General features: G+C 68.1%; 14 protein-coding genes and 1 pseudogene. 2 read left to right on the top strand and 13 right to left on the bottom strand.

The features are described from left to right. Nucleotides 1-6: 6 nt before the first annotated feature. Complete coding sequence (locus AC3A6Y_RS27310) at nt 7-774, bottom strand: SDR family oxidoreductase (protein WP_487871379.1); 768 nt, start codon at nt 772-774, stop codon at nt 7-9. Nucleotides 775-1,023: 249 nt separating this feature from the next. Between AC3A6Y_RS27310 and AC3A6Y_RS27305 the strand changes: the two genes are divergently transcribed. Next, entirely contained in the window at nt 1,024-1,827 is an 804-nt protein-coding gene (locus tag AC3A6Y_RS27305) for an alpha/beta hydrolase (RefSeq protein WP_487871378.1), read from the top strand. 28 nt (nt 1,828-1,855) lie between these two features. Here AC3A6Y_RS27305 and AC3A6Y_RS27300 read toward each other — a convergent pair whose 3' ends face one another. The 3 genes from AC3A6Y_RS27300 to AC3A6Y_RS27290 all read right to left on the bottom strand — a co-directional run bounded on the left by AC3A6Y_RS27300 (nt 1,856) and on the right by AC3A6Y_RS27290 (nt 4,313). Continuing rightward, complete coding sequence (locus AC3A6Y_RS27300; RefSeq protein WP_487871377.1) at nt 1,856-2,569, bottom strand: carbonic anhydrase; 714 nt, start codon at nt 2,567-2,569, stop codon at nt 1,856-1,858. Nucleotides 2,570-2,738: 169 nt separating this feature from the next. Further along, entirely contained in the window at nt 2,739-3,368 is a 630-nt protein-coding gene (locus AC3A6Y_RS27295; protein ID WP_487871376.1) for a DUF6064 family protein, read from the bottom strand. Nucleotides 3,369-3,371: 3 nt separating this feature from the next. Continuing rightward, nucleotides 3,372-4,313: an aldo/keto reductase gene (locus AC3A6Y_RS27290; protein WP_487871375.1), complete on the bottom strand. Its 942-nt coding sequence runs from the start codon at nt 4,311-4,313 to the stop codon at nt 3,372-3,374. Between the two features lie 170 nt (nt 4,314-4,483). On the opposite strand from AC3A6Y_RS27290, the gene AC3A6Y_RS27285 reads away from it, so the two are divergent. Beyond that, nucleotides 4,484-6,361: a hypothetical protein gene (locus AC3A6Y_RS27285; protein WP_487871374.1), complete on the top strand. Its 1,878-nt coding sequence runs from the start codon at nt 4,484-4,486 to the stop codon at nt 6,359-6,361. A 6-nt stretch (nt 6,362-6,367) separates the two neighbouring features. Here AC3A6Y_RS27285 and AC3A6Y_RS27280 read toward each other — a convergent pair. The 9 genes and pseudogenes from AC3A6Y_RS27280 to fliM all read right to left on the bottom strand — a co-directional run. Continuing rightward, nucleotides 6,368-6,571 (bottom strand): annotated as a pseudogene (locus tag AC3A6Y_RS27280) (flagellar biosynthetic protein FliR); the annotation flags it as partial. Between the two features lie 10 nt (nt 6,572-6,581). Then, entirely contained in the window at nt 6,582-8,987 is a 2,406-nt protein-coding gene (locus AC3A6Y_RS27275) for an SAM-dependent methyltransferase (RefSeq protein ID WP_487871373.1), read from the bottom strand. 8 nt (nt 8,988-8,995) lie between these two features. Next, nucleotides 8,996-9,742 carry a protein-L-isoaspartate(D-aspartate) O-methyltransferase gene (locus AC3A6Y_RS27270; protein ID WP_487871372.1) on the bottom strand — a complete coding sequence of 249 codons (747 nt, stop codon included), beginning with the start codon at nt 9,740-9,742 and terminating at the stop codon, nt 8,996-8,998. 113 nt (nt 9,743-9,855) lie between these two features. Then, nucleotides 9,856-10,653: a flagellar biosynthetic protein FliR gene (gene fliR, locus AC3A6Y_RS27265; protein ID WP_487871371.1), complete on the bottom strand. Its 798-nt coding sequence runs from the start codon at nt 10,651-10,653 to the stop codon at nt 9,856-9,858. A 3-nt stretch (nt 10,654-10,656) separates the two neighbouring features. Next, nucleotides 10,657-10,926 carry a flagellar biosynthesis protein FliQ gene (gene fliQ / locus AC3A6Y_RS27260; RefSeq protein WP_106559857.1) on the bottom strand — a complete coding sequence of 90 codons (270 nt, stop codon included), beginning with the start codon at nt 10,924-10,926 and terminating at the stop codon, nt 10,657-10,659. An 18-nt stretch (nt 10,927-10,944) separates the two neighbouring features. Continuing rightward, on the bottom strand, nt 10,945-11,700 hold the full coding sequence (fliP, locus tag AC3A6Y_RS27255) for a flagellar type III secretion system pore protein FliP (RefSeq protein ID WP_487871370.1): 756 nt from the start codon (nt 11,698-11,700) through the stop codon (nt 10,945-10,947). Then, nucleotides 11,700-12,188: a flagellar biosynthetic protein FliO gene (gene fliO, locus AC3A6Y_RS27250; protein WP_487871369.1), complete on the bottom strand. Its 489-nt coding sequence runs from the start codon at nt 12,186-12,188 to the stop codon at nt 11,700-11,702. The genes fliP and fliO overlap by 1 nt, the downstream gene beginning before the upstream one ends. After that, a complete protein-coding gene (gene fliN, locus AC3A6Y_RS27245) occupies nt 12,185-12,631 on the bottom strand; it encodes a flagellar motor switch protein FliN (RefSeq protein ID WP_487871368.1) in 447 nt (148 codons plus the stop codon). Before fliN ends, fliO begins: the two co-directional genes overlap by 4 nt. After that, entirely contained in the window at nt 12,624-13,625 is a 1,002-nt protein-coding gene (gene fliM, locus AC3A6Y_RS27240; protein WP_487871367.1) for a flagellar motor switch protein FliM, read from the bottom strand. The genes fliN and fliM overlap by 8 nt, the downstream gene beginning before the upstream one ends. Nucleotides 13,626-13,630 lie beyond the last annotated feature (5 nt).

Genomic DNA, 13,630 nt, shown 5'->3' with positions numbered 1-13,630 from the left:
GGCCGGTCAGTCGAGCTGCCGACTTCGCCCGCCGTCGACGGCCAGCACCTGGCCGGTCACGTAGGTGGCATCGATAGCCAAGTACACGACGGCACCGGCGAGTTCCTCGAAGGTGCCAATGCGGCCGAGCGGTATGGACTCGTTGATCTTCTTTGCTCGCTCTGCATCGGCCCAACTCTCCGGATAAGGCAAGGTGCCGGGCTGGACGACGTTGAAGCGCACATGCGGCGCCCAGTCGTTTGCGAGCGCGAGGATCATCGATTGCAGCGCACCCTTTGCCGTTGTGTACGACACGTGCCCCTTGGGTGCACGATCAACCGCGATATCGGTGATGGCGACGACCGAGCGGAGCGCTTGAGCCTGGCCGGGCCTCGGCCGCAGCGCGGCGAGGATGGCAGCGTGGGCGTTGATGTGGATGGCGATATCGAGGTGCGTGCGATCGATGTCGCCGACGTCGCTGGCGTGGTACGCCGAGGCGTTGCACACCAGAACCGTCACGCCCTTCAACGGGAGCCAGGCCGGTACGAAGAAGGTATCGGCAGCGAAATCGGCGGCCCAGCATTCGGTCGTGTTGGGTCGCAAGAGCTCGAGTTCTGCTTGCAAGGCCTTCGCCTTTTCAAGCGAATGGGGCGTGTGGTGGATGACAACGGACAAGCCGCGGGCATGCAGGGCACGGGCGATGGCTGCGCCGCCGCGCCCTGAGCCGCCTGTGATCAATGCCCAGGCCGGACGGTCGCCATCCGGCGAAGGCGGGCTCTCGTGGAAGGAAGTCACTATGTCTCTGGGGCTTGAAGTGGATGGGGATATCGCTCGGGCGAGGCCGGTGCCCGCATCCTCGCGCGGCGTGGATGCTAGAAAGATCCGAAGCGTTGCGGGAGATCTCGCGACAATTGGCGACGTTTCGTTGTGGCCCCCGACCGTCGCCTGGCCGTGTGAACGCGATGACAGCACAGCCGCTCGGTCGATGCGCAAATTCAGCTCGTCCGAATCACCGCCGGCCCACAATGGCCCGCACCGCAACCCATGAACGCCGTCCTCGCATCGATGCTCAAGCTCGCCCTGGCCTGTGCGATCGGACTGGGCGGCATCACCATGTTTCAGGACCGACTGCTCTACTTTCCCGCGCCGGCCACCGTTGCCGAGGTCGCCACCGGCGGACTGCGGGCCTGGCCATCGGCGCAGGACTTTCGCGGCCTGGCGGCCGAGCCCGCGGGCACCGCACGCGGCACGGTCATCGTCTTCCATGGCAACGCCGGACATGCCGGCCACCGCGCCTACTACGCCACGGCGCTCACGCGCCTGGGCTTTCGCGTGCTGCTGGCCGAGTACCCGGGCTACGGCCCGCGCGGGGGCGAGGTGGGCGAGCGCAGCCTGGTCGAGGATGCGCGGCAGACTCTCGCGCTGGCGCATCGCTCGCATGGGGCACCGCTGCTCGTCATCGGCGAATCGCTGGGCGCCGGCGTGGCGGCTGCGGCGGCTGCGCAGGCGCGCGAGCAGGTCGCCGGCCTGATGCTCATCACGCCCTGGGACCGCCTCGTGCATGTCGCCAGCTACCACTATCCCTGGCTGCCCGTGAGCTGGCTGCTGCGCGACCGTTACGACAGCGCCGCCCACCTCGCATCCTTCGGCCGGCCGGTGCTGGTGGTCGTGGCGGGCCGCGACCGCGTCGTGCCCTCGCGCCTGGGTGTTGCGCTCCACGAGGCGCTGCCTGCGCCCAAGCGGCTGCTGACGATCGAGGCGGCCGGCCACAACGACTGGCCAGGGCAGGTCGACGCGCGCTGGTGGCAGGCGGCGACGGAGTTCCTGCTGGGCAACGCACCGCCTTGAGTTGGGCGCTCGATGCGTGCCGATCGTCCTACACCAGGCCGACCTTGCCGGTGGCCAGGTCGTACACGCCCCCGACCACCTTGAGCGCGCCGCGCTGCGTCATCTCGGCCAGGATGGGCGCCGAGGTCGCGAGCCGGGCCACGCCGTACCGCACGTTCTGCACGGTGGAGGCCGCCAGCAGGTCCGCGGGCTGCCGGCGTGCGGCGGCCTCGACGGCGGGGCGGATCGCTTCGGCCAGGCTGGGCAGTTTGCCGGGCAGCCTGGCCTTCTCCTGCAGCACCTTGATGCTGGCGGAAACGGCGCCGCAGCTGGTGTGGCCGAGCACCATGATCAGCGGCACCTCGAGGACCTTGATGGCGTACTCCAGGCTCGCGAGCGCATCGTCGTTCAAGAAATTGCCTGCCAGGCGCACCACGAACAGGTCGCCGGGGCCCTGATCAAAGGCGAGTTCCGGCGAGACGCGGGAATCCGCGCACCCGAGGATTGCGGCGAAGGGCTTCTGTCCGCGCGTGCGCGCCACGCGGCCGACCGAGAAATCGCGTTGGGTGGACTGGCCCGAGACGTAGCGGGCGTTGCCTTGCACCAGACGCTGGAGTGCGGCGTCGCCGCCGATGCGGTTGTCGGGAAGCGGTGTGTCGGCGGCCAGCGCGCGGCCGCTGGAAGTCAGGGCGGCGAGGGCCGCAGCGCCGCCAAGAAACCGGCGCCTCGACGCGGCCGTGGGGGAAGGTGGGCAATTGCACATGGATGGATTCCTCGTTCGAGTTGCGTGACCGCCCCATCGAAAGCAGGGCAGGCCGGCGCGGAATGCGGCGGCGAGCCATTCTTCTTTTTGCTCGCCAACGGAATGACCGGCTGGCACAAAACACCAGATTTCGGCCCGAGGGTGGTGGTACTGGTGGTGGTGCGCGGCCTCAGCCTCGGGAGGCGTGCAACGTCCATTGCGTCAGCGCGGCGATCAGGCACCACAGCAGCGGCACCGGCCACAGCAGCATCGCGAGCACCCGCGCCAGGCGCGCCGACGGCAGCGGGCGCAGGAGCAGCAGGAGGCCGAGCGTGCCGACGGCCGTCGGATCGGGCGCCAGCCCGAAGAGCCCGGCTTCGCGCCAGGGCCGCCCGAGCAGCGCCAGGCCGAGCCACGGCTGCACGAAGATGGCGAAGAGCAGCAACCCGAGGCCCAGCGCTTCGCGTCCGCCGCGCCGATCCCGCAGTTCGAGCCTCGTGCCGGCGGCCGCCAGCAGCAGCAGCCCTTCGATCGCGAAGGCGGCGGCGAACCAGCTCGCCGCCCAATTGATGGCCGCATAGCGTTCCAGATGAAATGCCCAGGCCACCCAGAGCCAGCAGGCCGCGAGCATCGCGCAGCAGGCGCGCGCCGCCGGGCCGGCGCTTCCCCTCAGCGCAACGAGCACCAGGGCCAGCCCCAGCGCAAGCGCAAAAAAATGCGCCGGCCAGATCTCCGCGTTGTAGAGCTCGAAGAGCCGATGCCAAGTGCGCTCGGAGAACAGCAGGAAGTCCGAAGGCCGGTAGCTCCACCACTGCGACATCGGTCACAGCGCCTCGACGTGCGCTGCCATGCGCTGGCGCATCGCCGCGTCGGGCATGGGCCCGAGCCCGGCGCCCATGTTCTGCTGCACATGCGCCACATTGCGGGTGGCCGGGATCGCACAGGTGAGCGCCGGGTGCGACACGATGAACTTGAGCGCGAGCTGCGCCCAGCTGTCGCAGCCGATCTCGTCGGCCCAGGGCGGCAGCGGATGGCGCTGCAGCGCGCGCAGCAGCGCGCCTTCGCGGAAAGGCCGGTTGGCGATCACCGCGATGCGCCGCTCGCGCGCCAGCGGCAGGATGCGCGATTCCACCTCGCGGTCGAGGAGGTTGTAGCTGACCTGCACGAAGTCGATCGGCTGGCTGGCCATGATCGATTCGATCTCGCGGTGCCGGCGCCCTTCGGAGGTGGTGATGCCCACGTAGCGCAGCTGCCCGGCCGCCTTCATCGCGAACAGCGTGGGCAGGTGCGCTTCCCAGGCGAGCAGGTTGTGCACCTGCAAGAGGTCGAAGCGCGGCACCCGCCACAGCCGGCGCGACTCCTCGATCTGCCCGGGCCCGCGTGCGCCGGCGCCGATCCAGACCTTGTCGGCCGCGAACACGCCCGCCGTGCGGCTGATGCGCGCCAGCCCTTCGCCGATGACCGACTGCGAGGAGCCGTACATCGGCGACGAATCGATCATGCGGCCACCGGCCTCGAAGAAGGCGCGCATCACCTCGGCGCAGCCCTCGCGCGCGGCGCGGTCGTTGCCGACGTTGAAGGTGATCCAGCTGCCCAGGCCGATGGCCGGCACCAGCTCGCCGGTGGAAGGAATCGCGCGCGTGGCCGGGCCGCGCGGCCGCGCCTGGGCATGGCCGCAGGCCGGACCGAGGAGAGGCGGGAGTCCCGCCGCGAGCGCGCACAGGAACTCGCGGCGGGTCGGCGCGATTCGCAGACGGGCAGCCATGCTTGCGTGTCCTTCGGAGACTTGCATGTTGTCAAGGACGCGCGGCGGCCGCAAGCCCTGGCTGGAACTTGCAAGCCAACAGCGTTACTGACTTCAGCCTTGTGCTCATTGCCCGCGCCCGGTCAGTAGCACCGATTTACTCCTTTATTCGCTCGCAACGAGGCCCTTTCATGAATTCTCTGAGTATCAACAACTCCTCCTCCTCCGGGATTCCAACTTCGGGATGTGCTTCCGACGCGTCGCGGCGCCAAAGTCTTCTTCTTGCAAGCCGGAGCACGCTCCAGACACAACTGCCACAGGCCGTTCGCGACTATTTCAATGGGCAATGGCCCGATGATCCAGCCGCCGTAGCCCAGTGGTGTTGTGACACGGGTGAGCAAGCCGTGCTCGGAGAGCTTGACGCCGAAGAATTCCAAGGCTCGGTCGTTGTGTCTCGTCTGGACGAGATAGCGGGGCGGGTGGCCGAGCGCGGGTTTGAACTCAAGTTGAGGCTCGAGGGTGAGGTCGATCCGACCAACATGGATAAGCTCACCGATTTCTTGGAAAAACACCCTCTGAAGGTCACGGAACTTTCGCTGAATCTGTCAGCCGAGATCCAGTGTCTTCTGGTCCCCCGCCTTATCAGGGCCGTCGATGCACTTCCCAATCTGGCAACGCTCGAGGTTCAGGTAGGCGGCCGGTCCAAGGCCCCGGAGTTTTGGCAGGGAAGGCCGGTGTTGGCGTCATCGCGGGCTTGCATGACTTTGTCGGCGGCAGCGCGTGCAATAGTTTTTGGTCATGACATGTCCCAACGGGCGAAGGTTGAAGCGTATGAGGCGGGAGCGCAGGAACTGCAAGAGGAAGCGGAACTGCTCCGTGGCATGGCCGACGAATCGCTCCTGGATCAAGAGAGTAGTTCCTGGGAAGTGAATTCCTACGTGGAGAGGACACGAATGCGAGCCGCAGGCTTGTCCGATGAGGCCGCGGCGCGGCGGCTTGCGCCCGCGGCATTGGCGGCATTCTTCAGCATGGAGAAATGCCCCGATACCGGCGATCCCATCAAGAGCGAGTTTGCCGATGCACTCGCGCGCCTTGCCCTCTATCTCATGTCAAGTCACCTGCTGCGGGCCGTTCACGCGCTGGCACCGAACTATGTGATGACATTGCGGGAAGAGATGCCCCACGAATATGCGATCAGCCATCTCGAACGCGGCGGGGTCCCTTGTCATCTTCAACATTGCATAGTGCCGACGCTGTTAGCCGACGACGCTTCTTTCTTGTACTCGCTGTGGGAGTTGCAGCCTGTTAGCCTGGATCTGAAAGTTGTCGAACACCTCGATGAAGATGGGACGAAGCAGCTCCTCACAAACATCGCTCAGTTAGAGCGGATCCGCGACTTCGCATTCACCATCGCCCCCGGCATTGACGTAGACATCACGTCCGTCGAGAAACGGCCGAACTTCTCAAGCCAGGCGAGTTCCTTGACCCTCAATGGAAGCAAGAGCGACCCGAACAGACACGAGACCCGGCTTCTTGCAATGTTCCTCGATGGGTTTCGGCCGCAATCCCTTTCGCTCGGGTGGACGACGTCCAGCGGGGCTGCGGCTCTTCTCGGGCTTGCTCCCCTGCCAGGCGGCCTGGAGCACCTGAGCATCACTTGCGACACGCCTGGCGTACCGCAGGGGCCGTCTCTCGTGGAAGTGGTCGAACGCATGCTGCTGGAATGTCCTGCATTGAGCAATATCCTGATTCGGTCGCATGAAGTGCTCCTGACGAGTGCGGACGAGATAGCCAGATTCAGGCGTCAGGCCAGAGCAAAGCCTCGGAGTGGGGATATTCGGATGGAGCACTTGTCCCTATCGACCGGGGGCTGGCAATGCTATTTCCACGAAAACTTTCTGCTCAGCGAGATGGCCGCGGCATTCGTATCTCAGCATCTCGGCCTGCCACCTGATGTCGGAGTACACATGGTGGACAACATCGGCGGCTTGTCAGCCGACGATATTTCGAACCTCAGGGGCGTTTCGCCAGCAATGAACAGTGCGTGGGAACGATTGTCAAGAGAGTAGGCAGCATCAAGGCCGCAATGCCTGCATCAGCTCCATCACCGACCTCAGCGCGCTCGCAAAGCGCGGCGCCAGAAAAGCCCCCATCTGCGGCATCAGCAACTGCAGCATCCCGATCCCCGCCAGCAGCGTCAGCGGAAAGCCCACCGCGAAGATGCTGAACTGCGGCGAAGCCCGGTTGAGAATGCCCATCGCCAGGTTCGGCGTGAGCAAGACCATGTTGTCAAGGACGCGCCGCCGCCGCAAGCCCGTACAGGAGCAGCGCGGCCATCACCACCGCGGTGAACCCCAGGTGGATTGCCAGCAGCGTCGCCAGCACCGCCGCGATCACCGAGGCGCAGCCGTTGATGCCCCAGGCCCACGGAATCAGCCGGGCATCGACCGCCTCCACCCGCGCCAGCCCGAGCGGAAAGGGCATGCCCATGAAGAAGGCCAGCGGCGCGATGAGCATCGCCGACAGCGCGATCTTCGCCGCGTCCGGCCAGCCGATCGCATGGCGCAGCAGGATCGGCAGCAGCAGCAGGCATAGCGCCGCGGATGCCGCGATGGCCCAAACCACCACCTTCACCGGCGGATGGCGCGCGGCCACGCGGCTGCCGATGCCGGCGAACAGCAGGAAGGCGAACAGCACCACCGCGACCGCATAGAGCGGATGGCCCAGGAACAGCACGAACTTCTGGATGAACGCGATTTCGATGAACATGAAGCCAAAGCCGACCGCCAGGAAGTACGCCAGCATGCGGCCGCGTGCGCGGCGTGCGCCGCGTGGGGCCTCATGCGCATGCGAGCGCCGCCGGTTCACCCAGGCCATCGGCAGCCCGATCAGCAGCAGGCTCGCCAGCGTCGCCTGCACCAGCGTGGCCGCCAGCACCGGGTAGCCCCAGTCGAGCAGCGGCAGACCGCCACGGCCTCTCGACGCCAGCAGCTCGGGCAGCGAGCGCCACTTGAAGAAGTGGAAGAAATGCGGCCTGTCGTCGGTGGCCGGGGCGATGTCGAACTTGTAGTCGCGCACGAAGGCGTCGCGCCCCGGACCCAGCAGCGCGCTCGCGCCGTCGAAGAGGTCGGGGCGCTCCACCACGTTGTAGCGGTTCGCCTCCTCGGGCCGCATGCCCGGGTAGTAGCCGAGGTCGAAGGAGCGCGCACCGCAGAAGGCCCGTATCGCTGCAATGTCCGCGGCGTCGAAGCTGCCGTTCTTCACCAGCAGCGTCGCGGTCTTCCAGCTGCGGATCAGCACCAGCCGCGACGCGGAATCGGTGGCGCCGGAGCGCTCCAGCGCCGCGATGGCGGCCGCGAAGAGCTTGAGCGTGTCGCGCGGCGGCAGCGTGACCCAGCGCGTGATCGCCAGCAGGCCGCCCGGTTGCAGGCGGCGAAGCGCCTCCTGCAGCGCATCGACCGTGTAGAGGTAGTTCTCCGACAGCGCATGCAGGCCGGCCGAGGAGGCGCTGAAGCCATCGAGCAGCGCGACCTGGATCAGGTCGTAGCGCGTGTCGCCGGTGGCCAGAAAGGCGCGCGCCTCGGCCACGTGCACGTGCGCGATCCGCGAATAGACCCCGCCGGTCGCTTCGCCGAAGCGCCCGCGCACCAGGTCGACCACCTGCGGATTGAGCTCGACCGCATCGATGCGGCTCGCGCCGTGGTAGTGGGCCTGCAGCACATCGGTGCCCGCGCCGGCCCCCAGCACCAGCACCCGCGGCCGCTGCAGCAGGTGGTAGGGCAGCGCCGAGCTGATCTGGTCGAGGTGCGCGAGGCTCTCGCGCCTGCCGTCGAAGCGGGTCAGCGCGTTCAGGCCCTCGCCATCGGTGAACAGGCCCCATTGCGGCGGCGGCTCGGTCCTCGCGTTGAGGCTCAGGCCCGGCGCGTGGCGCAGCGGGATGCGTGGACTCTCGACCACGCTGACCAGGCCCAGCGGGCTGGAGCGTTCCAGCACCACGCGGGCCCCGGGAATGCGCAACGTCTGCGGGAGCTCCTTGTACGGCGACATCAGGGGTGTCAGCCAGGCGGCCGGCATCAGCATCGACGCGCCCGCCCCCGCCAGCAGCAGCGCCGCCGGCCAGCGCTTGCCGCCGCCGCATTCGAGCCAGGCCGTGGCTGCGGCCAGCCAGCCCAGCGCCCCGATCAGCTTGAGCGCGGCCTGCGGCGACAGCACGAACAGCAGAGCCACCACGCCCAGGCTGCCCACGCCCGCACCCAGGATGTCGAAGCTGTAGATGCGCGGCTGCATGCCGCGAAAGCGCGCCAGCGCCAGGCACACGCAGGCGCCCGCGCAGAGGAAGGGCAGCAGGAGCAGCAGATAGAGCACCAGCAGCCAGCCGGGCTGCCGCGGATCCCACAGGATCTCCAGGGGATTGAAGGGCACCTGCTGCGCCAGCAGGAAGCAGCTCGCGGCCGTGAGGCCGAAGGCTGCGGCCGCGGCGCAGAAGAGCAAAACGAAGTGCCGCTCGATGGCGCGCGGCACCAGCGTCAGCAGCGCGCCGCTCGCGCCGTAGCCGAGCAGCGCGAGGCTGATGATCATGTAGGCGAAGTGGTGCCACAGGCTGATCGAGAACAGCCGCATCAGCAGGATCTCGTAGGCCAGGGCGGCGGCCGAGATCAGCGCCACGGCGATGACCGGAGCGCCATGCGAGCCCATGGGCCGTCCTAGCGCCCGCTGCCCGTCAGCGGCACGAAGGCCACCGGCAGGATCTGCCGCGTCGAGACCGTGCCGTCTGCGTTCTTCTCGACCAGCATCAGCTGCTGGACAAGGAAGGCCGCGCCCACCGGGATCACCATGCGCCCGCCGGGCTTGAGCTGGCGGATCAGCGGCGGCGGGATGTGGCTGGCCGCGGCGGTGACGAGGATGGCGTCGTAAGGCGCGTGCTCCTCCCAGCCGTGGTAGCCGTCGGCGAGGCGCACCTCGACATTGCGATAGCCCAGCGTCTGCAGCCGCTCGCGTGCAGCGAGGCCCAGCGGCTCGATGATCTCCATGCTGTAGACGGTGCGCACCAGGCGCGCCATCACCGCGGCCTGGTAGCCCGAGCCGGTGCCGACCTCGAGCACCTTGTGATCGGGCTGCGGCTGCGCCAGCTCGGTCATCAGCGCCACGATGTAGGGCTGCGAGATGGTCTGGCCGTGGCCGATGGGCAGGGGGCGGTTCTGGTAGGCGCTGGGCTGCTGGTCGGGCGGCACGAAGGCGTGGCGCGGGACCTGGTTCAGCGCGGCCGTCACGCGCGGCGACAAGCTTGGCCGGCCGGTGGTGGCGCGGCTGTCGCGCATCTGGGCGGCGACGACCTGCATGAGACGCTCGCGTTCCTCGGCGCGCTCGTCGGCCGCCAGGGCCGGGACGGCGGCCAGGACCGCGGGCAGGAGAAGCGGGGCGGCAAGGCGGAAGAAGGCAGCGGCGGGCATCGCTACGGTCCGGCGGCGCGCGAAAGCGCGATGGCCCATGATGGACGAGCCGTGGCCTGCGGTCCAGCCCATGCGCGTTGCCCACGGTGGCGACGCGGCCGTGCCTGCGCGGGTCAAGGCCGCAATGCCTGCACCAGCTCCATCACCGACCCCAGCCCCGCCGCAAAGCGCGGCGCCAGAAAAGCCCCCATCTGCGGCATCAGCAACTGCAGCATCCCGATCCCCGCCAGCAGCGTCAGCGGAAAGCCCACCGCGAAGATGCTGAACTGCGGCGAAGCCCGATTGAGAATGCCCATCGCCAGGTTCAGCGTGAGCAGGGCGGTGACCAGCGGCAGCGCCAGCATGAGTCCGGTGGCGAAGATCTGCGCGCCGCCGCGCACCAGCAGCAGCCAGCCTTGCGCCGCGAGCGGCGCATCGGCAATCGGCAGGGCCTGGAAGCTCTCGGCCAGCGCCGCCACCAGCAGGAGGTGGCCGTCGAGCGCCAGAAAGATCAGCATCGCCAGCATGTGCAGCAGCCGCGCCACCACCATGGTCGCGCCGCCGCTCATCGGGTCGAAGAAGGAGGCGAAGGACAGGCCCATCTGCAGGCCCACGTACTCGCCCGCGGCCAGCACGGCGGCGAAGAGCAGGCGCATGGTGAAGCCGATGGCCGCGCCGATCAGCACCTGCTGCACGATGATCCACACGCCGCCGATCGAGACCACCGGCACCTGCGGCATCGCCGGCAGCGCGGGCGCCAGCGCGATGGCGAGCACCGCCGCGATCGCGATCTTGAGCTGCCGCGGCACGTTGGGCTCGCCGAAGATCGGCGCCGTGCCGACCAGCGCCAGCATCCGCACGAAGGGCCAGAGGAAGGCCACCATCCAGGCGTTCAGCTCCGCCGAGGTGACGGAAAGGACGCTGGCGCCCATCGGCTACGCGACCAGCTGGGGAATGCTCGAGAACAAGGTCCGGATGTAGTCCAGCATCTGCCCCAGCATCCACGGCCCGGCGATCACCAGCACCGCGAACACGGCCAGCAGCTTCGGGATGAAGGACAGCGTGGCCTCGTTGATCTGCGTCGCCGCCTGGAAGATGCTGATGACCAGGCCCACCACCAGCGCCACCAGCAGCAGCGGCGCGCCGAGCAGCAGCGAGACGTGGATGGCCTGGCTGCCGATGGACATGACCGATTCGGGTGTCATTCGAGGATTCCTGTCTGTCTAGACGAAAAAGCTCTGGGCCAGCGCCCCGATCAGCAGCTGCCAGCCGTCGGCCATGACGAAGAGCATCAGCTTGAAGGGCAGGGCGATGGAGGCGGGCGGCACCATCATCATCCCCATCGACATCAGCACGCTGGCCACCACCAGGTCGATGATCATGAAGGGGATGAAGATGGTGAAGCCGATCTGGAAGGCGGTCTTCAGCTCGCTGATGACGAAGGAGGGCAGCAGGATGCGCAGCGGCACGTCTTCCGGGCCTTCCATCGCCGGCACCTTGGCCATCTTGGCGAAGAGCGCGAGGTCGTTCTCGCGCGTCTGCTTGAGCATGAAGGTCTTGAAGGGCGCGATGCCGCGTTCGAGCGCGCGCTCGGTGCTGATCTTGTTTTCCGACAGGGGCTTGTAGGCCTCGTCGTAGACCTTGTCGAAGACCGGCGCCATCACGAAGAAGGTGAGAAAGAGCGACAGCCCCACCAGGATCTGGTTGGGTGGCGAAGACTGGGTGCCCAGCGCCGTGCGCAGCAGGCCCAGCACGATGAGGATGCGGGTGAAGCTGGTCATCGACAGCAGCAGCGCCGGCAGGAAGCTGAGCGAGGTCAGCAGCACCAGCGTCTGCACGCTGAGCGACCAGGTCTGGCTGCCGCCGGGCCCGGGCGTGCTGGTGAGGCCCGGCAGGCCCTGCGCGAAGGCGAGCGCCGGCAGGGCCAGGGCGAGCAGCAGGCCTGCGCGGCGCAGGTGGCGGCGGAAGGCGCTTTGCATCAGGCGCCCGGCCTGGTCTGGATGCCGAGCGATTCGCGCAGCTTCTGTGCGAACAGGTCGACGGCCCTGGCGCTGCTGCCGAGTGCGGCAGCCGGTGCCGGAGATGCCGCGGGCAGCGCCTGCGCCGGCAGCGAATGCAGCGCGTTGACCTGGCTCGCGGTGACGCCCAGCACCAGCCAGGTCTCGCCCACTTCCACCACTACCACGCGCTCTCGCTGGCCCACCATCGCGCTGCCCACCACCTTGACGAGCGAACTGCCGCCGAAGCGCGGCAGGCCGAAGCGCCGCGCCAGCCAGGCGCACAGGAAGATCAGGCCCAGCACCAGCACCATGCCGAGCCCGGCCTGCAGGAGGCCCGAGGCGCCCACGGCCGGCGCCGCTTCGGCGGCCGGCGCGGGCACGGTGGGCAGGGCTGCATGCGCGCACACCGTCGCCGCGCAGGCTGTCAGCACGGCCGCGCCGCGCGCGAATTCCCGGGGCAGCTTCATGAACGGCTGAGCTTCTGCATGCGCTCGGAGGGCGTGACGATGTCGGTCAGGCGAATGCCGTACTTCTCGTTCACCACCACCACCTCGCCCTGCGCGATCAGGTAGCCGTTGATCAGCACGTCCAGCGGCTGGCCGGCCAGGCCGTCGAGTTCCACCACCGAGCCTTGGGACAGCTGCAGCAGGTTCTTGATGGTGATGCGCGTGCGGCCGATCTCGGCCATCAGCTGCACCGGCACGTCGAGGATGCGCTCGATGTCCACCGAGCCGGCGGTGCCGGCGGCGGTGTTGTGCAGCGGCTGGAAGACCTGGGCGCCGGCGGGCGCGGCCGCGGCCGGGGCCGGTGCGCTCGCCGGCTGGAGGGCCGGCGCGGAAGCCGCGGTCTGCTCGGCCAAGGCGCTGGCCCAGTCGTCCATGTCGCCGCCGGAGGAAGTGTTGTCAGTCATGGTCGCTCTTCGGATCGCTGTCTTGGTGGGAGATCATCTGTTGCACGCGCAGCGCATAGCGTTCGTTGGAGACGCCGTAGCCGCACTCCATCACGGGAACGCCGTCGACGCGCGCGAGCACGGTTTCGGGCAGCTCGATCGGCAGCACGTCGCCGATCGAAAGGCGCATCAGCTCGCCGAGGGTGGTGTCGATGGTCACGAAGTCGGCGGTGAGCGCGACGTCGGCGCTCTGCATCTGCTGCGACAACTGCGTGACCCAGCGCTTGTCGACCTCGATCTCGTCCTGCACCGGGTTGGACAGCTGGTCGCGGATGGGCTCGATCATCGAGTAGGGGATGCACACGTGCAGGAAGCCGCCCACCGGGCCGAACTCGATCTGCAGCGTGGTGGTGATCACCACCTCGTTGGGCGCCACGATGTTGGCCAACTTGCCGTGCATCTCGGCGCGGATGTAGTCGAAGGCCAGCGGAAACACCGGCTGCCAGGCCTCGCCGTAGCACTGCAGGCTCAGGTTGAGCAGGCGCTTGATGATGCGCTGCTCGGTGCGCGTGAAGTCGCGGCCCTCGACGCGCACGTGGTAGCGCCCGTCGCTGCCGAACAGGTTGTCGACCACCAGGAAGACCAGCTTGGGGTCGAACACGAACAGCGCCGTGCCGCGCAGCGGCTTCAGGTGCAGCATGTTGATGTTGGTCGGCACCGGCAGGTGCCGCACGAACTCGCCGTACTGCTGGATCTGGATCGGCTCGACCGAGATGTCCGGGCTGCGGCGCATGAAGTTCAGCAGGGCGCTGCGCAGGTTGCGGGCAAAGCGGTCGTTGATGACCTCCAGCGTGTGCATGCGCCCGCGCACCACGCGGTCGGGCGCGCCGAGGTCGTAGACGGGCAGGCCCTCGGCCCGGGGCTCGGGGGCGCGGCGCTGGTCGACGGCACCGCCGGTGACGCCCGACAGCAGCGCATCGACCTCGTCCTGCGAGAGCACCTGCTCATAAGCCATGGCGG

This window comes from Variovorax sp. Soil_C_17 (assembly GCF_057657265.1).
Note: the sequence above shows the minus strand (reverse complement) of the source record. Positions and strands in the feature narration are given on the sequence as shown.